General features: G+C 74.5%; 17 protein-coding genes and 1 tRNA gene. 15 read left to right on the forward strand and 3 right to left on the reverse strand.

What is annotated here, in order from left to right; genetic code table 11:
* Positions 1 to 78 precede the first annotated feature (78 nt).
* On the forward strand, positions 79 to 1,755 hold the full coding sequence (locus AB0424_RS13985; protein WP_366305016.1) for a choice-of-anchor A family protein: 1,677 nt from the start codon (positions 79 to 81) through the stop codon (positions 1,753 to 1,755).
* Here the strand turns inward: AB0424_RS13985 and AB0424_RS13990 are convergent.
* Entirely contained in the window at positions 1,727 to 2,209 is a 483-nt protein-coding gene (locus AB0424_RS13990) for a heme-degrading domain-containing protein (protein WP_366305018.1), read from the reverse strand. The genes AB0424_RS13985 and AB0424_RS13990 overlap by 29 nt on opposite strands.
* Complete coding sequence (locus AB0424_RS13995) at positions 2,206 to 3,294, reverse strand: Gfo/Idh/MocA family oxidoreductase (RefSeq protein WP_366305020.1); 1,089 nt, start codon at positions 3,292 to 3,294, stop codon at positions 2,206 to 2,208. Before AB0424_RS13995 ends, AB0424_RS13990 begins: the two co-directional genes overlap by 4 nt.
* 56 nt (positions 3,295 to 3,350) lie before the next feature.
* On the opposite strand from AB0424_RS13995, the gene AB0424_RS14000 reads away from it, so the two are divergent.
* The 12 genes from AB0424_RS14000 (at position 3,351) to AB0424_RS14055 (ending at position 14,407) form a co-directional block, all read left to right on the forward strand.
* Positions 3,351 to 4,457 (forward strand): ROK family transcriptional regulator, encoded by a 1,107-nt coding sequence (locus tag AB0424_RS14000; RefSeq protein WP_366305021.1) that lies wholly within the window; start codon positions 3,351 to 3,353, stop codon positions 4,455 to 4,457.
* A gap of 123 nt (positions 4,458 to 4,580) precedes the next feature.
* Complete coding sequence (locus tag AB0424_RS14005; RefSeq protein WP_366305023.1) at positions 4,581 to 5,435, forward strand: hypothetical protein; 855 nt, start codon at positions 4,581 to 4,583, stop codon at positions 5,433 to 5,435.
* A 51-nt stretch (positions 5,436 to 5,486) separates the two neighbouring features.
* Positions 5,487 to 6,245, forward strand: coding sequence for a GntR family transcriptional regulator (locus AB0424_RS14010; RefSeq protein ID WP_366305025.1), 759 nt, complete (start codon positions 5,487 to 5,489; stop codon positions 6,243 to 6,245).
* 197 nt (positions 6,246 to 6,442) lie between these two features.
* Complete coding sequence (locus tag AB0424_RS14015) at positions 6,443 to 7,579, forward strand: TIGR03364 family FAD-dependent oxidoreductase (RefSeq protein WP_366305027.1); 1,137 nt, start codon at positions 6,443 to 6,445, stop codon at positions 7,577 to 7,579.
* Positions 7,580 to 7,656: 77 nt separating this feature from the next.
* The gene (locus AB0424_RS14020) at positions 7,657 to 8,325 is read left to right on the forward strand and encodes a phosphonatase-like hydrolase (RefSeq protein ID WP_366305314.1); all 669 of its coding nucleotides are present in this window, start codon (positions 7,657 to 7,659) and stop codon (positions 8,323 to 8,325) included.
* A complete protein-coding gene (locus AB0424_RS14025; protein ID WP_366305029.1) occupies positions 8,322 to 9,374 on the forward strand; it encodes an ABC transporter ATP-binding protein in 1,053 nt (350 codons plus the stop codon). Before AB0424_RS14020 ends, AB0424_RS14025 begins: the two co-directional genes overlap by 4 nt.
* On the forward strand, positions 9,367 to 10,233 hold the full coding sequence (locus AB0424_RS14030; RefSeq protein WP_366305031.1) for a 2-aminoethylphosphonate ABC transporter permease subunit: 867 nt from the start codon (positions 9,367 to 9,369) through the stop codon (positions 10,231 to 10,233). Before AB0424_RS14025 ends, AB0424_RS14030 begins: the two co-directional genes overlap by 8 nt.
* Positions 10,220 to 11,017, forward strand: coding sequence for an ABC transporter permease subunit (locus AB0424_RS14035; protein ID WP_366305033.1), 798 nt, complete (start codon positions 10,220 to 10,222; stop codon positions 11,015 to 11,017). The genes AB0424_RS14030 and AB0424_RS14035 overlap by 14 nt, the downstream gene beginning before the upstream one ends.
* Before the next feature lie 44 nt (positions 11,018 to 11,061).
* Positions 11,062 to 12,129 (forward strand): 2-aminoethylphosphonate ABC transporter substrate-binding protein, encoded by a 1,068-nt coding sequence (locus AB0424_RS14040; RefSeq protein WP_366305035.1) that lies wholly within the window; start codon positions 11,062 to 11,064, stop codon positions 12,127 to 12,129.
* 133 nt (positions 12,130 to 12,262) lie between these two features.
* Complete coding sequence (locus AB0424_RS14045; RefSeq protein WP_366305037.1) at positions 12,263 to 13,042, forward strand: HAD-IIA family hydrolase; 780 nt, start codon at positions 12,263 to 12,265, stop codon at positions 13,040 to 13,042.
* Positions 13,043 to 13,115: 73 nt separating this feature from the next.
* A complete protein-coding gene (locus AB0424_RS14050; protein ID WP_366305038.1) occupies positions 13,116 to 13,730 on the forward strand; it encodes a hypothetical protein in 615 nt (204 codons plus the stop codon).
* Positions 13,727 to 14,407: a class F sortase gene (locus AB0424_RS14055; protein WP_366305040.1), complete on the forward strand. Its 681-nt coding sequence runs from the start codon at positions 13,727 to 13,729 to the stop codon at positions 14,405 to 14,407. The genes AB0424_RS14050 and AB0424_RS14055 overlap by 4 nt, the downstream gene beginning before the upstream one ends.
* 86 nt (positions 14,408 to 14,493) lie before the next feature.
* Here the strand turns inward: AB0424_RS14055 and AB0424_RS14060 are convergent.
* A tRNA-Lys gene (locus AB0424_RS14060) sits at positions 14,494 to 14,567 on the reverse strand.
* A gap of 182 nt (positions 14,568 to 14,749) precedes the next feature.
* On the opposite strand from AB0424_RS14060, the gene AB0424_RS14065 reads away from it, so the two are divergent.
* The gene (locus AB0424_RS14065) at positions 14,750 to 16,156 is read left to right on the forward strand and encodes a peptidoglycan-binding protein (protein WP_366305042.1); all 1,407 of its coding nucleotides are present in this window, start codon (positions 14,750 to 14,752) and stop codon (positions 16,154 to 16,156) included.
* Between the two features lie 26 nt (positions 16,157 to 16,182).
* Positions 16,183 to 18,795 carry an SPFH domain-containing protein gene (locus AB0424_RS14070; protein WP_366305044.1) on the forward strand — a complete coding sequence of 871 codons (2,613 nt, stop codon included), beginning with the start codon at positions 16,183 to 16,185 and terminating at the stop codon, positions 18,793 to 18,795.
* Positions 18,796 to 18,840: the final 45 nt, after the last annotated feature.

An 18,840-nucleotide genomic window follows, 5' to 3' on the forward strand; every position in this document is an offset into this window, starting at 1 on the left:
GCGGCAGTCGAGGTGAAAATGGCGGCGCCCCGCGTGGGGCGTCGCCATTCTCCTGTGCTTTTTTGCATATTGCCGGATATGGAACGAATTGTGCAGAACAGGGGCACGGGCGGCGGCGAGGGCGGGGACCCGGGCAGGGGTGGCGACGGGGACCGGGAGCGCCGGCGCGACCGACGCCGGCTCGCCCTCATCGCCGCGTCGACGGTCGGAGCCACCGCCCTGGTCGGCGCGCTGGCCGTGACCGGTCACGCGGATCCGCTGCCGGGCGGACTCGGCCCCTGCAAGCCGGGCAAGTGCCCGCCCTCGGGATACCCCGAGATCGGCAACGGGACCGTGGAATTCCGCGACGACAACATCAACATCTTCGTCGGCGGCGACTTCCTCGTCCGCGAGTCGGCGGCCGAGGCCGAGGGCAAGATCGTCGTCCTCGGGGGCTTCGACCAGAACAAGAAGGCGGGGGTCTCCGCGGTCTACAACGTCGGAGTCGCCGGCGTCGGTTCGCGGGTCCCGCCGAGCGACGGCACCGACTTCCTCACCGTCGGCAAGGACCTGAAGGTCGCCACCGGGCAGCGGCTGCTCGCCGAGGAGGGCACGGTGCACGGCGTCGTGCGGTACGGGGGCGCGCTCTCCGGCACGGTGAGCCCGACCGCGGTGCAGGACGACGACGCGGCCGCCCCGTACACGGCCCTGCGGGAGCAGCTCAGCGACGCCAGTCAGTGCTACGCGTACGTGAACGGGGCCTCCCGCACCGCCACCGGCACCGCCGTCAACAACGGCTACGAGACCCTCTTCACCGGCGACGGCAACTCGGCGCTCCAGGTCTTCAACGTCGACTTCGACCTGGAGTCGGCGAGCGGAGGCCAGCAGGGCATCACCTTCGCGGGCATCCCGGCGGGCGCGACCGTCCTCGTCAACCTCCTCGGCGCCGACCGCACGATCGACTCCTACAACGCCGGGCTGCCGGACGGGCTGCGCGAGCGCGTGCTGTGGAACTTCCCGGACGCGACGGCGGTGAAGTTCGAGGGCACGGCCCAGTTCTCCGGCAGCGTCCTGATCGGCAACCAGGCCAGCGCGACGACGGTGACCATGCCGGGCATCAACGGCCGGTTCTTCACCACCGGCAGCCTGACCCACTCCTCCGAGCCCACCGGGGGCGGCGGCCAGGAGCTCCACGCCTATCCGTTCAACGGTGACCTGCCGTCCTGCACGGACCCGACGCCGACGCCGACCCCGACCCCCACGGACCCGACGCCGACGCCGACCGATCCGACCCCCACCCCCACGGATCCGACGCCGACCCCGACTGATCCCACGCCGACTCCCACGGACCCGACGCCGACCCCGACGGATCCGACCCCCACCCCCACGGATCCGACGCCGACGCCGACCGACCCCACGCCGACTCCCACGGACCCGACGCCGACCCCGACGGATCCCACCCCCACCCCCACGGACCCCACCAGCGGGGGTTCGACCGACGGTGGCGGTGACACGGGCGGCTACGGAGACTCCGGCAGCTCCGGCGACGGCGGGTACGGCGACTCCGGCGACGGCGGTTACGGGGACTCGGGCGACGGAGGGTACGGCGACTCCGGCGGGTACGGCCAGGCCGGCGGCCACCAGGGCCCGAACGGCCAGCTCCCGGAGACCGGAGCGGGCACCGGGAAGATCGTCATGGGCGCCACCGCGGTCGCCCTCGGCCTCGGCGGCGGCGCCCTGGTGCTCCTCAGCCGTCGGCGGCGGCGTATGAGCTGAGCAGCAGCTCCAGCGCCTCGACGACCAGCGCGTGGTCCTCGGCCTGCGGCAGCCCCGAGACCGTGACCGAGCCGATCACGCCCGCGCCCTCGACCGCGACCGGGAACGAACCGCCATGGGCGGCGTACCGGTCGGGGTCGAGGCGCGAGGACGCCTCGAACGTCGTCCCCTTCGCGCGGAAGCGGGCGCCGACGAGGAAGGAGCTGGCGCCGTAGCGTTCGACGACCCGTCGCTTCCGGTCGATCCAGGCGTCGTTGTCGGCGCTCGACCCCGGCAGCGCGCAGTGGAACAGCTGCTGCGCGCCCCGCCGGACGTCGATCGCGACGGGGGCGCGGCGCTCCCTGGCCAGTCCGACGAGCAGGGTGCCGAGCGTCCAGGCGTCCTCGTACGAGAACCGGGGGAGGACCAGCCGGGCCTCCTGGGCCTCGATGGCGGCGACCTCGGGGGTGCTCACAGGCTCACCGTGACGCCGTCGCGGGCGGACGTCCGCGCCGCCTCCAGGACATCCAGGGCAGCGGCGGCCTCGTGCGCGGTGACCGGGACGGGGCCCGTGCCGCGCAGGGCCGCCGCGACGGCCGCGTAGTACGCCGGGTAGTCGCCGGGCTCCGAGACGACGGGGGTGCCGCCGCCGGTGACCGGGGACTCGCCGGCGCCGAGCCGGCCGGACAGTTCCTCCGGCTCCACGCCCCAGACGGTGCCGGACCCGGGCCGCAGGCCGTCGCGGAGGGCGGCCTCCTGGGGGTCGAGGCCGTACTTCACGAAGCCCGCGCGCTGCCCGAGCACCCGGAAGCGGGGGCCCAGCTGGGCGGTGGTGGCGCTGACGTACAGATGGGAGCGGACGCCGTTCGCGTGGGTGAGGGCGAGGAAGGTGTCGTCGTCGGCCTCGGCGCCGGGGCGGCGCACGTCCGACTCGGCGTACACCGAGACCACCGGGCCGAAGAGGACGAGCGCCTGGTCGACGACGTGGCTGCCGAGGTCGTAGAGCAGGCCGCCGATCTCCTCGGCGGCGCCGGACTCGCGCCAGCCGCCCTTGGGGCGCGGACGCCACCGCTCGAAGCGGGACTCGAAACGCTGCACCTCGCCGAGAGCGCCCTCGTCGACGAGCCGGCGGAGCGTCAGGAAGTCGTTGTCCCAGCGGCGGTTCTGGAAGACGGAGAGCAGCAGGCCCCGCTCCTCCGCGAGGGCGGCCAGTGCGCGGGCCTCGGCGGCCGTGCCGGCGAGCGGCTTGTCGACGACGACCGGGAGGCCGGCCTGCAGGGCGGCCGTGGCGATCGGCACGTGGGTCTTGTTGGGGGAGGCGACGACGATCAGGTCGAGCGCCTCGGCCCCCTGCTCCCACAGCTCCTCCGGGCGGGCGACGACCCGGACGCCGGGGTGGGCGGCCCGGGCCTCCGCGGCCCGCTCGGGGTTGCCGGTGGTGACGGCGGCGAGGACGAGGTCCTCGGAGGCGGCGATCAGCGGGGCGTGGAAGACGGAGCCCGCGAGGCCGTAGCCGACGAGTCCGACGCGAAGGGGGGTGCGGGGGTCGGTGCCAGTCATGCTCCTCACTTAAGCAACGCTGTTGCCAAAGTGCAAGCGACCGCCACAATGGGAACGTGAAGAGGGATCCGAGGGACCAGGGCGGCGTGAACGTGCCGGCGCTGCGCAGCCACAACGCGGCGCTCGTGCTCGACCTGCTGCGCACGGCGGGGGAGACCGGCATCAGCCGGCTGGAGCTGGCGGAGCGCACCGGGCTCACCCCCCAGGCCGTCAGCAAGATCACCGCCCGTCTGCGGGCCGACGGCCTCGCCGCCGAGGCGGGCCACCGCGCCTCGACCGGCGGCAAGCCCCGCACGGTGCTGCGCCTCGCCCCCTCCGCCGCGTACGCCGTCGGCGTCCACGTCGACCGTGACGCGCTCACCACCCTCCTCACCGACCTCGGCGGCACGGTCGTCTCCCTGCGCCGCCGCCCCCTCGACCTCGGGGAGGGCCCGGGCCCGGTCCTCGACACGGTCGCGGACGAGGTACGGGCACTGCTGGCGGAGGGGCCGGAGGCACGACGGAACGGCGACCGTCCCGGGCTCCCCGCGCTCCTCGGCGTCGGGGTCGCCATGCCGGGACCGCTGGACCACCAGGCCGGGGTGCCCGGCCGGGTGACGGGGTTCCCGGAGTGGGCGGGGCATCCGGTACGGGACGAGCTGGCCGGGCGGCTCGGGCTGCCCGTCGTCCTCGACAAGGACACCAACGCCGCCGCCCTCGGACTGGCCCTGCGGCCGGGCGCCCCCGGCTCCTTCGCCTACGTCCACCTCGGTACGGGGCTGGGCGCCGGCCTGGTCCTCGGCGGCGCGCCGCTGCGCGGGGACAGGACCGGGGCCGGCGAGATGGGCCATCAGACCGTCCAGCTCGACGGGCCCCCGTGCGACTGCGGGGGGCGCGGCTGCCTGGAGGTCCTCTGCCTGGCGGCGGTGGCGCGCGGGGAGCTCGACGAGGCCGCCGGGATCCTCGGTGCGGGCGCCGCCAATCTGGTGCGGCTCCTGGACATGGACCAGGTCCTGCTGGGCGGGCGGGTGGTGCTCGGCGCGCCGGAGGTGTTCGCGGACGGGGTCCGCGGGGTCCTGGCGGGGCTCGGTCTGGCGACGCCGGTGGACGTCGCCGGCACGGGGCCCGACGCCGTGGCCGAGGGTGCCGCATGGCTCGTTCTCGGTCCGATCTTCGGACAATAGGCTGATCGGGCGGAATGGTCGGGCCGTCCGGGGGTGCGGGCGGTGTCGCTGCCCGGCCCGTCCGCTCCGGCGTGGCAGCGTCGCGGCCGACCCGCACGCCCGCGATCAGTGAAGGCCCCGCCCATGCCACCCACTTCCCCGCGCACCCGCCGGGCCGCGACCGCCGCGGCCGCGACCGCGGTGCTCCTCACCCTGACGAGCCCCGCGATCGGCGCCCCCGCCCCCGACCCGCCCCCCGCCCCGGCCTGCGGGACCGCTCCCGACGACAGGTTCCCGATCGACACCCGGATCCTCGGGGGGCCGGCCGAGTACCCGGCGGGCGGACCCTTCCAGGAATGGAAGATCGACCTGACCAACACCACGGACGCGTCCTGCTCGGAGATCCACCCGGTGCTGGTGTTCACGGACGGCGCGCGCGCCCTGCGGCCCGCGCAGATCCGCTTCGAGTTCTACGACGCCGGGTCGGCGCGCTGGCGGCCGGTGGCCTTCGAGGCGACCGAGGAGGCCGAGAGCGTCGGCGCGTTCACGGACTTCGGCGGGTTCGCGGTCCCCGCGGGCGGGACCCTCAGCGTCCCCGTCCGGCTGGCGTTCGGCGCGGACACGACCCCTGACGAGGTCGTCGTCAACGCGGCGGTCGTCCAGCGCAGGGGCGCGGACGGCGACTGGATCGGCGAGTCGGGGGACTACCGCCTCACCGTGGGTCCCGCCGGACCCCTCGCGCCCCCCGAACCCACCGGGAGCGCCCGACCTGACAGACCCGCCGCGACCGAGGTGCCCGGACGGACGACCGTGCCCCCGGGCAGCCGGCCCGGCGCGAAGGAGCCGGCGGCCCCCGAACTCCTCACGCCGGGCGGCGAGCTGGCCCGTACGGGACGGGGTTCCGAGCGGGACGCCCTGCTGCTCGCCCCGTGGGCCGCGGCCCTGGTGCTCCTCGGTGCGCTCCTCGTGCGGACCGCCCGTCGGGCCCGGCACCGCTGAGCCACCTTCCGTACACCCTCCCGTTCACACCCGTCTGCGACCATCCGTCCCGTGAACTACCAGACCAGCCCCGGCGCCCCCGTCCGATCCGGTATCCCCGAGCACGGCCGCGTGCCCAAGTACTACGCGGTCAAGGCGAAACTGGCCCTGCTCGTGGACGAGTTGGGCGAGGGTGGGCTGCTGCCCACCGAACGGGACCTCGCCGTCCGCTACGAGGTCTCCCGCGAGACCGTGCGGCAGGCGCTGCGCGAACTGCTCCTGGAAGGGCGGCTGCGGCGCCAGGGCCGGGGGACGGTCGTCGCCGGTCCCAAGCTCGAACAGCCCCTGTCGCTCGCCAGCTACACGGAGGGCGTGCGCCGGCAGGGGCGCCGCCCCGGCCGCGGTCTGATCTCGCTGGACCGCTTCCCCTGCCCGGAGGCGCTCGCCCCCGAGGTGGGGGCCGAACGCGGCGAGCCCGTCTGGCACATGGAGCGGGTGCTGCTCGCCGACGACGAGCGGGTCGGCCTGGAGAGCACGTACGTCTCCGAGGCCCGTGTGCCGCGCCTGGACCTCGACTTCGACCCGGACTCGTCGTTCTACGCGTACCTCCACGACCGTCTCGGCATCGCGTTCGGCGACGCCGACGAGCGCATCGAGACCGTGCTCGCGACCCCGCGCGAGGCGCTGCTGATCGGGACCCCTCCGGCCCTGCCGATGCTGCTGCTCCACCGCGTCTCCCGGGACACCGCGGGCCGTCCGCTGGAGCGGGTCCGCACCCTGTACCGGGGGGACCGCTTCAGCTTCACCGCCCGTCTGGGGCCGCAGAGGTGACGGGGCGGCAGGGGTGACGGAGCCGCAGAGGCGATGGGGCGACAGGAGTGAGGGGGCGGCGGAGGTGAGAAGGCGGCGGACGCCGGGGCATCGGATCACGGAACGGTAACGGGTCTGGTCCAAGCTTGTCGGTCCGTTCACCGTCCCGTCGCCCACCCGATCCTCCCGGGTCACCCACCGGCACGACCGTTTCCGCCATGAAGGTGATCGTCGTAGGAGCCGGCGTGGTGGGAACCATGCACGCCTGGCACGCAGTGGAACGCGGCCACGAGGTCGTACACATCGAGCGCGAGGCCGAGGCGCGCGGAGCGTCCCTCCGCAACTTCGGCCAGATCTGGGTGAGCGGCCGCGCCGGCGGGGAGGAGCTCGACACCGCCCTGCGCGCCCGGGACCTGTGGGAGGGCATCGGGGCCCGCGTCCCGGGGCTCGGCTTCCGGGCCATCGGCTCCCTCACCCCGGTGCGGGGCGCCCTCGAACGCGCCGTCGCCGAGGCCGCCGTGGCCCGTCCCGACGCCGCCGCCCGCGGCTACCGGCTGCTGACCGCCGACGAGGCCCGCGCGGTCAACCCGGCCCTGCGCGGCGACTTCGAGGCCGCCCTGTGGTGCGAGCGGGACGCGGCCGTCGAGCCCCGTCTCGCCCAGCTCGCCCTCCGGGAGGCCCTCCTGGCCACCGGCAGGTACACCTTCCTGCCGAACCGCGAGGTCCGGGACGTGGTCACGGCCGACGGGACCGGCCACAGCGCGGTCAGGGACGACCGCGGCGAGACCCACACCGGCGACGCCGTCGTCCTGTGCACCGGCGCCTGGCTCTCCGGCCTCGTCCGCGAGATCGCCGGCGAGATACCGGTCCGCCGCGTCCGGCTCCAGATGATGCAGACCGAACCCCTCGGCGAGCCGCTCACCACCTCCGTCGCCGACGCGGACTCCTTCCGGTACTACCCGGCGTACGCCTCCGAGGCGCTGGACGCCCTCGCCGCCGGGCAGCCGCAGGACCCGACCGCGGCCGCCCACAGGATGCAGCTCCTGATGGTGCAGCGGCTCGACGGCGGCCTGACCATCGGCGACACCCACGAGTACGAGCACCCCTTCGCCTTCGACACCCTCGAAGACCCCTACGAGCACCTCACCCGTGTCGTCGAGTCCTTCCTCGGCCGGCCGCTGCCGAAGATCCGGCGCCGCTGGGCCGGGGTGTACGCGCAGTGCGTCGACACGAGCCGGGTCGTGCACCGCCAGAAGGTCGGCGACGGCGTGTGGCTGGTGACCGGACCCGGCGGGCGCGGCATGACCTGCTCGCCCGCCATCGCCGAGACGACCGCGAACGAACTGGGCTGGTGAACCGCATGACCCCCTCGACTCCCTCAACTCCCACGACCCCTGTGAACCACACGAACCCCAAAGCCCCCGCCGCCTCGATGAACCTGGTCGTCCTCGACATGGCGGGCACGACCGTCGCCGACGACGGCCTCGTCGAGCGGGCCTTCACCGTCGCCGCCGAACGCCTCGGCGAGGACCCGGCCGCGATGATCGGGTACGTCCGCGCCACCATGGGCGAGTCGAAGATCTCCGTCTTCCGCCACCTGCTCGGCGGCGACGAGGCACGCGCCCGGCAGGCCAACCTCGCCTTCGAGGAGGCGTACGCCGAACTCGTCGCCGACGGCAGGACCGCCCCGGTCCCCGGCGCCGCCGAGACCATCGCCGCCCTCACCGAGCAGGGCAGGACCGTCGTCCTCACCACGGGCTTCGCCCGGGTCACCCAGGACGCCATCATCGACGCCCTCGGCTGGCGGGACCTGGTCGGACTCACCCTCTGCCCGGCCGACGCCGGCGGCCGGGGACGCCCCTACCCGGACATGGTCCTCGCCGCCTTCCTCCGCACCGGCGCCGTCGACGACGTCCGCCGGATCGTGGTCGCGGGCGACACCTCGTACGACATGCTCTCCGGCGTCCGCGCGGGCGCGGGGATCGTCGCGGGCGTCCTCACCGGGGCCCACCGCGAGCCCGCGCTCACCGAGCACGGGGCCACCCGCGTCCTCCCCTCGGTCGCCGGACTCCTGGGCCTCATACGGGAGTACGAGGCATGAGCAGCGGGATCCGCTTCGACGGCGTCACCGTCGCGTACGGCTCCACCACCGTCCTCGACTCGCTCGACCTGACCGTCGAGCCCGGCGAGGTCATGGCCCTGCTGGGCCCGTCGGGCTCCGGCAAGACCACCGCGCTGCGGGCCGTCGCCGGCTTCGTCCGGCCGGCCTCCGGCCGGGTGTACATCGGGGACCGCGACGTCACCGGCCTCCCGCCGTACAAGCGGGGCATCGGCATGGTCGTCCAGCAGTACGCCCTCTTCCCGCACCTGCGGGTGGACGCCAACGTCGCCTTCGGGCTGAAGGCGCAGAAGGCGCCGAAGGGCGAGATCCCGGCCCGGGTCGCCGAGGCCCTGGAGATGACCGGCATGGCGGCCTACGCCCGCCGCTATCCGCGGGAGCTCTCCGGCGGCCAGCAGCAGCGCGTCGCCATCGCCCGCGCCCTCGCCATCCGCCCCGGCGTCCTCCTCCTCGACGAACCGCTCTCCGCGCTGGACGCCCAGCTGCGCTCCGGGATGCTCGCCGAACTCGCCCGGCTCCACCGCGAGCTGCCCGACGTGTCGATCCTGTACGTCACCCACGACCAGGTCGAGGCGCTCACCCTCGCCGACCGGATCGCCGTCATGGACAGGGCCCGGCTCCAGGACTGCGGCACCCCGCAGGACCTCTACCGGCGCCCCCGCACCGAGTTCACGGCGTCCTTCGTCGGCAACGCGAACCTGCTGCCGGTGACGGTCGGCAGGGACGGCGTGACCTTCGACGGGACCGTGCTGAAGGTGCCGGCCCCCGAGGCCGTGCCCGGCGCCGCCGCCACCCTCTGCGTACGCCCGCACCTCGTCGGGCTCGGCGACGGACCCAACGCCCTGCGGGGCCGGGTCGCCGAGGTCCAGTGGCGGGGGTCCACCCACCGGCTGTACGTCGAGGTCGGCGGGCACCGGGTGAAGGCGGACGTCCGCGAGCTGCGGGACACGCCGCCGCTCGGGACGGAGGTGACGGTGCACTTCGCACCGGAGGACGCGGTGCTCCTCTCCTCCGGGGTGGGACATGGCTAGCGCCGCGACCGTCACGGCGGCCGAGCCCGCCGCGCCCGGGACCCGCGGACGCGGCCCGCGCACCGTCCCCGCCTGGGTCTGGGCGCTGCCGCCCGTCGCCGTCCTCGGGCTGGTCTTCCTCTACCCCCTCGCGCTGGTGGTGCGGGAGTCGCTCGCCCCCGGCGCGTACGCCGAGGTCTTCGCCTCCGAGGCGTTCCGCGACGCGCTGGTCACCACGGTGTGGCTGGCCGTGGCGTCGACCGCCGGCTGCCTGCTCCTCGGCTTCGTCCTCGCCGTCGTGATCGCCTTCGTGCCCTTCCCCGGGGCGAAGGCGGTGTCGAAGTTCATCGATGTCTTCCTCTCCTTCCCGTCCTTCCTGATCACGCTGGCGCTGCTGTTCGTCTACGGCACCGCGGGCATGGCCAACGGCCTCTGGACGGACGTCACCGGCGACGCGAGCGGCCCGTTCCGGTTCCTGAACACGCCGTGGGGCGTGCTGCTCGCCGAGATCACGTACTTCACCCCCTTCGTGATCCGCCCGCTCCTGGCCGCGTTCTCCCAGCTGGAGACGGCGCAGCTGGAGGTGGCGTCCTCGCTGGGCGCGCGGCCGCTGCGCATCGTGCGGCAGGTGATCCTCCCCGAGGCGCTGCCCGCGCTGGCGGCCGGCGGCAGCCTCGTCCTGGTCATGTGCCTGAACGAGTTCGGCATCGTCCTGTTCACCGGGGCCAAGGGCGTCACGACGCTCCCGATGCTCGTGTACGGCAAGGCGATCCTCGAATCGGACTACGCCGCAGCCTGCGTCGTCGCCGTCGTCAACGTCGCCCTGTCCGTGGGCCTCTACGCCCTCTACCGGGGGGTGAGCCGCCGTGCTGGTGCATAGCCGCGCGGGTCGCTGGACGGCGTGGGCCGGGTTCGCGGTCCTCTTCGTGCCGCTCTTCGCCCTGCCCCTGCTGGTCGTCGTCGCCGCCTCGTTCTCCACCCACTGGTCCGGCGCCTTCCCCTCGGGCCCCACCACCGCGCACTACACGGCCGCCGTCCGGGGCGAGTCCCTCCAGGCGCTCACCACCAGCCTGGTCACCGCCGTCACCGCGAGCCTGGTCGCGCTGACCGCCGGCACCTGGGCCGCGCTCGCCGCGGCCGCGCTCCGCGAGCGGGGCAGGAGGGTCCTCGACGCCCTGTTCATGCTGCCGGTCGCCGTGCCGTCCGTGGTCGTCGGGCTCGCCGTCCTCGTCGCCTTCTCGCAGCCGCCGGTCCTCCTCAACGGCACCCGCTGGATCGTGATCCTCGCGCACACCGTGCTGGTCACGGCCTTCGCCCACCAGTCGGTCTCGGCCGCGATCCGGCGCCTGGACCCGGCGTACGAGCAGGCGGCCGCGAGTCTCGGCGCCCGCCCCGCGTACGTCCTGTTCCGGGTGCGGCTGCCGCTCCTGCTGCCCTCGCTGAACGCGGCGGCCGGGCTCTGCTTCGCCCTCTCCATGGGCGAGCTGAGCGCCACGATGATGCTCTACCCGCCGGACTGGACCCCGCTGCCGGTCCGCATCTTCACCGCCACCGACCGTGGCTCCCTGTTCACCGGCTCGGCGCTCGCCGTGGTCCTCATGGCCGCGACCCTGCTGGTCCTGCTCGCCGTCTCCCGCATCCGCACCAAGGCCACCTACCGCTAGGGGCGTCCCCCTGGCCCCGCCCGACCTCAGGAGAGAACGACGTCATGCTTACCCTGTCCACGATCGTCAAGCCGCTCGCCGCCGTCGCCGGCGCGCTCGCCCTCGCCGCCGCCCTCACCGCCTGCGGCGGCTCCTCCGCCGCCTCCGACGAGAAGGTCGTCACCGTCTACAGCGCCGACGGCCTCAAGGGCGAGGCGGGCGACGGCTGGTACGACAAGGTCTTCGCCGACTTCGAGAAGGAGACCGGCATCAAGGTCGAGTACGTCGAGGGGGGCTCCGGCGAGATGGTGCAGCGCGCCCTCCGCGAGAAGAGCAACACCCAGGCCGACGTCATCGTGACCCTGCCGCCCTTCATCCAGCAGGCCGGCTCCAAGGGCCTGCTCCAGGCGTACACGCCGAAGGGCGCCGACCAGGTCGCCGGCGGCGACAAGGCGTCCGACGGGACCTGGACCTCCGTCGTCAACAACTACTTCGGCTTCGTCCACAACAAGAAGGAGCTGCCGGCCGCGCCCCGGACCTGGGAGGAGCTGCTCGACGCCAAGTACAAGAACCGGCTCCAGTACTCCACGCCCGGCGTCGCTGGCGACGGCACCGCCGTCCTCATCAAGGCGATGCACGACTTCGGCGGCCGGGAACCGGCCCTGGCCTACCTGAAGAAGCTCCAGGCCAACAACGTCGGCCCGTCGTCCTCCACCTCCAAGCTGGCCCCCAAGACGGACAAGGGCGAGCTCCTCGTCGCCAACGGCGACGTCCAGATGAACTTCGCCCAGTCCAAGTCGATGCCGAACCTGGGCATCTGGTTCCCGGCCAGGGAAGGCGGCAAGCCCACCACCTTCGCGCTGCCCTACGCCGCCGGCCTGGTGAACAAGGCCCCGCACGCCGACAACGGCCGCAAGCTCCTCGACTTCATGCTCGCCGAGAAGGCACAGCGCGAGGTCAGCGCCGTCGGCGGCGGCTTCCCGTCCCGCAAGGACGTCAAGCCGACCGACGCCAACGCGATCCGGCTCGCCCGGCTGATGGAGGGCGTCGAGGTCTTCGAGCCGGACTGGGCCGACATCGACGCAAACCTGTCGGCGTACGTCGACGCGTGGAAGTCGGCGACGGGGAGCTGAGCCGCCGCCACGGGTACCGCACGAACGGCCGGGTGAAGATCACGGCTTCCTGACTAGGCTTGGGGACGTCGCCACAGCGCTGTCGCGGCGTCCCCAGCACACCGCACGTTTGTACGGCAGGAGTCCCGCACCCATGGCAGAGCGCAAGCCGATCGAATCCTGGCTGACCGACATGGACGGCGTCCTCATCCACGAGGGCGTCCCGATCCCCGGCGCCGACGCGTTCATCAAGAAGCTGCGGGAGACCGGGAAGCCCTTCCTGGTCCTCACCAACAACTCCATCTACACGGCCCGCGACCTGCACGCCCGCCTCCGCCGCATGGGCCTCGACGTGCCCGTCGAGAACATCTGGACCTCGGCGCTCGCCACCGCCAAGTTCCTCGACGACCAGCGCCCCGGCGGCACCGCGTACGTCATCGGCGAGGCCGGCCTCACCACCGCGCTGCACGACATCGGCTACGTCCTGACCGACCACGAACCGGACTACGTGGTCCTCGGCGAGACCCGGACGTACTCCTTCGAGGCGATGACCAAGGCCGTCCGCCTCATCAACGCCGGAGCCCGCTTCATCTGCACCAACCCCGACGAGACCGGACCGTCCCTGGAAGGCCCGCTGCCCGCCACCGGCTCGGTCGCCGCGCTCATCACCAAGGCCACGGGGAAGGATCCGTACTTCGCCGGCAAGCCGAACCCGCTCATGATGCGCACCGGGCTCAACGCCATCGGCGCCCACTCCGAGTCCAGCGCCATGATCGGCGACCGGATGGACACCGACATCCTGGCCGGCCTGGAGGCGGGCATGCAGACGTTCCTGGTGCTCACCGGCCTGACCACGCAGGCGGAGATCGACCGCTTCCCGTTCCGCCCGTCGAAGATCGTCGACTCGATCGCGGACATCGTCGACCGCGTCTGACGGCCCCCGGGCCGTCCCCTGCGGATGCGAAGAGAGCCGATCCGGGTGACCCTGCCTGTATCAGGAGGTCACGATGCGTTCAGGTTCCACTGCTCTCCGTGCCGCGGGAGCGGCCCTGGTACTCGTGCTGGCACCCATGGCCGGCGGCGCGTACGCCCACGACGGGGTGAAGGTCACCGTCACCCCGTCCACCGCCCCGCCCGGCGCCGACGTCGACGTCCGCGTCGAGGGCTGCAAGGGCACCACGGGTGCCGCCAAGTCCCCGGCGTTCGTCGCCGACGCCGAGCTCGTCGGCCGTGACGGCGGCAAGGGCCCGCTCTTCGGCGACACCACCGTCCGCTCCGGGCTGGAGAACGGCACCTACCGGATCAGCGTGACCTGCGACGGCCACGACCACCCGGACGTCGGCACCGTGCGCGTCCGCCACGAGCAGCCGACCCACAAGCCGACGCACCAGCCGACCCACCACTCCAGCCCGGTCGCCCCGGTCCGTGCGGGCGGGGGCGGCACCGCCGCCTTCGCGGCCCCCGCCGCTCCCGGTGTCGCCCAGACCACCGGCGACAGCGGCCTCGGCACCCCGTACACCCTGCTCGGCCTCGGCATGGCCGCGATCGCCGCCGTCGCCGTCGCCTTCCGCAGCGCCCGCCGCCGCACCTCCGGCTCCGGTACGGCCACGGGCGCGGAATGACCGCGGCGCCCGGCTCCCGCCCGGCGGGCACCGGGCGCCTGGTCACCGGCGTGGCCTGGGCCCTGCTGCTGCTCGGCCTCTGGCTGTGGGGCCGCGACATCACCGAGGGGCCCGAGGGCAGCTCGGCCCCGACCACCGGCGACATCGCCGCGGTCGGCCGCCCCCTCGGTGTGCCCCTGCCCCCGGCCCGCGCCCCCGTCGCGGCCGTCGAGCCCCGGCGGGTGGAGATCCCCTCCCTCGGCATCGCCGCGCCGGTCGTCTCCCGCGGCCTCGACGCCACGGGGGCCGTCGACCCGCCGCCGTTCGAGATGCCGCACACGGTGGGCTGGTTCGGTCCCGGCACCCGTCCGGGCGCCGCCGGCGCCGCCCTTCTCGTCGGGCACGTCGACACACGGACCCGGCCGGCCGTCTTCTACGGGCTGAGCGCGGCCCGCCCCGGGGCCAAGGTCCTCGTCACCCGGACGGACGGATCGGTCGCCGAGTTCACCGTCGACGACGTCCAGGTCTTCCCCCGCGAGAACTTCGACCCGTCCAGGGCCTACGGCGCCCGCGACCCGCACCGCGCCGAGCTCCGCCTCATCACCTGCGGCGGAACCTTCGACCGCGCCGCCGGCACCTACACCGCGAACGTCGTCGTCTCGGCCTACCTCACCGGTGCCACGCCCGCGGGCGCCTGACCGCGGCGGCCCGCGCCCCCCTCCCGGACCCGGCCGGGGAAAGACCAAGGCCCCCTCACCATCGGTGAGGGGGCCTTGACTCTGCGTGCGCCGCCAGGGACTCGAACCCCGGACCCGCTGATTAAGAGTCAGCTGCTCTAACCAACTGAGCTAGCGGCGCCTGCTGACAGAGAGAACTCTACCTGACCTGAAGGCGTGCTCCTGACCAATTCCGGTCGCCCCGGCCTGTCGGATGGTCATATCGGGCCGTCGGTCCGTCAAAATGCGACATGTCACGACAGTTGAGACACTGACGCCCGAAACAAGGGTCAAAAGATCTTGACGAGTGTGGAGGGGAATCGCATGAGCGTGCCGGTTTTCGAGGAGTTCGAACCCGCGGCCGACTGCGGCTGCCCGGGATGCGCCCAGCGCCGCCGCGACCTCGCGCTGGGCCTGCCCGTCCGGTCGGGCGGCCACCCGGCCGCGCACGGCGCCCGCCGCGCCCTGGTCCTGGTGACGGCGGCGGGCGTGGTCCTGGGCGGGGGCGGGGCCGGGGCGGCCGTCGCCCTCCCGCGCCCGGCGGAGCCCGCCGGCCCGACGGGGCCGTCCGTCCCGGTCGTCCCGGCGGAGGGCGACACCTCCGCGACCACGCCCTGGCCCGGCCCCGAGACCCCGCAGGGCGGCCGGGGGCCGCTGCACGGAGCGCCCGGACCGGGCTCCCAGACGTCGCCGAACGCCCCCGGCGAACCGGACCCCGACTCGGCTCCGACGGGCAGTCAGATCTCGACCGCCTCGCTGCCCCGGACGACCCGGGCCGACATCATCAACCGCGCCAAGCTGTGGGTGGCCGCGCAGGTCCCGTACTCCATGGAGAAGTACTGGTCCGACGGCTACCGCCAGGACTGCTCCGGCTACATCTCGATGGCCTGGAACCTCCGCAGCAACGAGTGGACCGGCAGCCTCGACCGATTCGCCGACCCGATCGACCGCACCGAGCTCCAGCCCGGCGACATCCTCCTCTTCCACAACCCGGCCAACCCGACCCGCGGCTCCCACGTCACGATCTTCGGCGGCTGGACCGACTACACCCACACCTCGTACGTCGCCTACGAGCAGACCAAGCCGCGCACGCGGAAGCAGCCGACGCCCATGGCGTACTGGGAGAACTCCGACCGGTACGTGCCCTACCGCTACCGGGGCGTGATCAGCGGCGCCACCGGCGCGGGCTCGACCGCGACCCCCACATCCTTCCCCGGGGCGGCGAAGTTCGGGCCGGGCGCGAACAACGCGTACGTCACCCAGCTCGGGAGGCTCCTCGTCGACCGCGGCGGCAGGAAGTTCTACAGCCAGGGGCCCGGCCCGAAGTGGGGCGAGGCGGACCGGCGGGCGACCCAGGCGTTCCAGCTGGCGCAGGGCTGGAAGGGCAAGGAGGCGGACGGCATCCCCGGGCCCGACACCTGGAAGCTCCTCGTGACCGGCGGCGGCCGCAGCATCGGCGGATCGGGTGGTTCGAGCGGTCCGAGCGCGCATGCGACGGGGTTTCCCGGGCGTGGCTACTTCCGTCCGGGCCAATCCAACGCATATGTGGAGAAGCTGGGCAAACAACTGGTGAAGCGGGGCTTCGGCAAGCACTACCTGTCGGGACCCGGTCCGCGCTGGACGGAGGCGGACCGCCGCAACGTCGAGGCGTTCCAGCGGGTACAGGGCTGGCGCGGCGCAGCGGCCGACGGCTACCCGGGCCCGGAGACCTGGCGGCGTTTGTTCCGATGACCCCGAGAGCATGAGGTGGACCCCGAATGACGGCATCGACCCCGCACCCCGCCGACTCCGGCGCGGCCGCCTCCCGTGACGCGGCCCGCACGGCCAGACGCCTCACCGACGGCACCCTCCCCCGTACCTCCCCGCCCCTCACCCGGACCCCTCCGCCGGATCCGGCCGCCGACGCGGCCGCGGGTTCCGGTGCCGGTCCCCTCGCGGGTGCGGGTGCGGGTGCGGAGGAGGGGGCCGTTGGCGTCGCCTCCGCCGCCCCGGCCGCCCCGGCCGCGCCGACGACCCCGTCGGGCGAGGCCCCGGGGCTCCCCACGGCGCCGGTGTCCGCCGACCGGGCCCCGTCCGGACCGGCCACCGCCCCGGCGGCCGACACCCCGACCACCCCGACCGCCCCGGCGGGCACCGCGGAAGCCGCCCCGCCCGCCTCCCCGTCGGGGGACTCCCGCCCCGTCGATTCCCCGGTCGCTCCCCGGGCGGACGCGACCGCCGGAGCGGCGGCGGGCTCGGGCCCCGCCGATCCCCTCCGGGCAACCCCCGTCGGCAGCAAGCCCGTCGGAGCCCGCTCGGACGGCTCGGGCACCGTTCCTTCCACACCGGCAACCCCGACAGCCCCGGCCGCCCATGCCGCGCCGACCGCCCCGGCGGTCTCCGTGTCCGAGGAGGCGAGGGGCGAGCGCCCCGGAGGCTCCGCGCCCGCCTCGCCGCCCACGCCTGCGGAGCCCGCCGCGTCCGGTCACGTGGCGGGATTCCGCATCGCCGACCCAGCGGCGGCGCGGCCGGTGGTCTCCTCGTTCCGGGTGACGACGGGCGATGCCGCGGACCCCGCGCCGGCCCGCCCGACGGGCGACGGCCCCGCCGGTTCCGCACCTGCCGGCCCGGCCGCCGGTGCCCCCGTCGGTACGCCCGCGAGCCCCGGCCCCGGCACGTCCCCGCCCGCCCGCCCGGCGGGCGCGTCCACCGGCCCGGCGGCCTCGGGTCCCGACGACTCCGGCCCCGCCCGCCCGGCGGGCGCCGCGTCGAGCGCGGTCGGCGGGGCGCCCGCGGCGTCCTCGGTCACGGCACCCGTCGGCGGGCGGCCGGAGGGTGCCGCCCGCGAGCCGGACGGGCCCGGGGCGCCCGCGGCGGCCTTCGAGGCGGGGGCCGTCACGCGCAAGTCGGCGGAGGTGTTCGCCGCCGCTGCGGTGCGGAGCGGGGGGACGCCGGCGGTTCCGGTGGCGGTACCCGCGGAGGAGGACCGGGAGCCGGCGGTCGCGGTGGAGAAGAGGGTGCCCGACTTCGGGAAGATCGCCGGGGCGGGGGTCGGGGCCGTCGCGGTGCCGGTCGCGGCCGCGGTGCGGGCGGCGCGGCGGAAGAACGTGATCGGGGCGGAGACGACGGGCTCGATCCCGGTGCACCTGCTGTTCCGGGACGAGCCGGGGGCCCCGGGGTCCGGGGCCGCGGGGGACGACGGGGGGCCGGACACGGTGGCCATGGCGCCGCCGCTGCCCCTGGCCGCGTCGCCGCTGTCGAAGAGCGGCGGGAAGACCGCGATCCCGGCGCCGTCGAAGACGCAGGCGTCGGCCGCGGCGGTGGTCGAGCACGTGAAGCGGTCCCCGCAGGACGGGGAGAAGCCGGAGAAGCGGGACGGGACCGCACGGCAGGGCAGGCACGCCCGGCACGCCCGGCAGGAGGAGGAGCAGGGGCCCGGGAAGGAGGCGGGGGCCGTGCCCGCCAAGAGGCCGGTGCCGACCGCCGATCCCGCGCTGGTGGAGCGGCCGGGGCCGGCGTTGCCCGGGTGGGTCGGTGTGGCTGCGGGCGCGCTGGCGATCGCGGGTTCGGCCGCGGTCGTGTGGTGGACGGGGGTCGTGCCCGAGGGGGCGGCGCGGATGCTGCGGCTGCCCGTGCGTCCGTACCACGGCATCCACCTCGGGCAGTGGGCGCTGCTGGCGCTCGGCGTGGTGGCGACGCTCTTCGCGCTGGGCGGTCTGGGCCGGGGCCGGGTCGGCTACGCGTGGGTGCTGACCCTGTTCGGTGACTACCGGGGCACGGTCCGGCGGACCGGTCTGGTGTGGGTGAGTCCGCTGCTGCTGCGTCGCCGGGTGGACGTACGGCTCCGGCACTGGCGCAGTGAGCCGCTGTCGGCGGTGGACGCCAAGGGCACGGCGCTCGACGTCACCGTGCTCGTGGTGTGGCGGGTGCGCGACACGGTCCGGGCGGCGCTGGGCGTCGACGGGCACGAGGAGTACCTGCGCGAGCAGGTGGAGGCGGCGATGGCGCGGGTGCTGTCGCAGCTTCCGGCGGACGCGTTCCACGAGGACGCCCCGACGCTCCGGGACGCGGAGGCGGTCGGCGAGGCGCTGACGCGGATGCTGTCGGCGGAGTGCGCCCCGGTCGGCGTGGACGTCTTCTCGGCGCAGCCGACGAGGATCGAGTACGCCCCGGAGGTCGCGGCGGCGATGCAGCGGCGACGGATCGCGGCGATCGACGCGAAGCACCGGGACAGCGTCCTGACGTCGGTGGTGGACGCGGTGGACGACGTGGTCCACCGGCTGACCAGTCGTGGTCTGGTGGAGCTGGACGACTACGAGCGCAAGGCGCTGGTCAAGGACCTGACGGTGGCGTTCTACACGGGCCGCACGGCTCCGGCCGAGGGTGCGTGAGGGGATGGACAGGTTCAACTTCCGTCCATACCTTGGTACTTGGTC

The sequence above is a fragment of the Streptomyces sp. NPDC051180 genome (genome assembly GCF_040689545.1).
Classification (GTDB): domain Bacteria; phylum Actinomycetota; class Actinomycetes; order Streptomycetales; family Streptomycetaceae; genus Streptomyces.

Excerpts from the sequence above, each read along its gene's own strand:
- AB0424_RS13985 (WP_366305016.1), top strand. The coding sequence starts at position 79 with ATGGAACGAATTGTGCAGAACAGGGGCACGGGCGGCGGCGAGGGCGGG.
- AB0424_RS13995 (WP_366305020.1), bottom strand. The coding sequence starts at position 3,294 with ATGACTGGCACCGACCCCCGCACCCCCCTTCGCGTCGGACTCGTCGGC.
- AB0424_RS14005 (WP_366305023.1), top strand. The coding sequence starts at position 4,581 with ATGCCACCCACTTCCCCGCGCACCCGCCGGGCCGCGACCGCCGCGGCC.
- AB0424_RS14015 (WP_366305027.1), top strand. The coding sequence starts at position 6,443 with ATGAAGGTGATCGTCGTAGGAGCCGGCGTGGTGGGAACCATGCACGCC.
- AB0424_RS14020 (WP_366305314.1), top strand. The coding sequence starts at position 7,657 with ATGAACCTGGTCGTCCTCGACATGGCGGGCACGACCGTCGCCGACGAC.
- AB0424_RS14025 (WP_366305029.1), top strand. The coding sequence starts at position 8,322 with ATGAGCAGCGGGATCCGCTTCGACGGCGTCACCGTCGCGTACGGCTCC.
- AB0424_RS14030 (WP_366305031.1), top strand. The coding sequence starts at position 9,367 with ATGGCTAGCGCCGCGACCGTCACGGCGGCCGAGCCCGCCGCGCCCGGG.
- AB0424_RS14040 (WP_366305035.1), top strand. The coding sequence starts at position 11,062 with ATGCTTACCCTGTCCACGATCGTCAAGCCGCTCGCCGCCGTCGCCGGC.
- AB0424_RS14045 (WP_366305037.1), top strand. The coding sequence starts at position 12,263 with ATGGCAGAGCGCAAGCCGATCGAATCCTGGCTGACCGACATGGACGGC.
- AB0424_RS14050 (WP_366305038.1), top strand. The coding sequence starts at position 13,116 with ATGCGTTCAGGTTCCACTGCTCTCCGTGCCGCGGGAGCGGCCCTGGTA.
- AB0424_RS14055 (WP_366305040.1), top strand. The coding sequence starts at position 13,727 with ATGACCGCGGCGCCCGGCTCCCGCCCGGCGGGCACCGGGCGCCTGGTC.
- AB0424_RS14065 (WP_366305042.1), top strand. The coding sequence starts at position 14,750 with ATGAGCGTGCCGGTTTTCGAGGAGTTCGAACCCGCGGCCGACTGCGGC.
- AB0424_RS14070 (WP_366305044.1), top strand. The coding sequence starts at position 16,183 with ATGACGGCATCGACCCCGCACCCCGCCGACTCCGGCGCGGCCGCCTCC.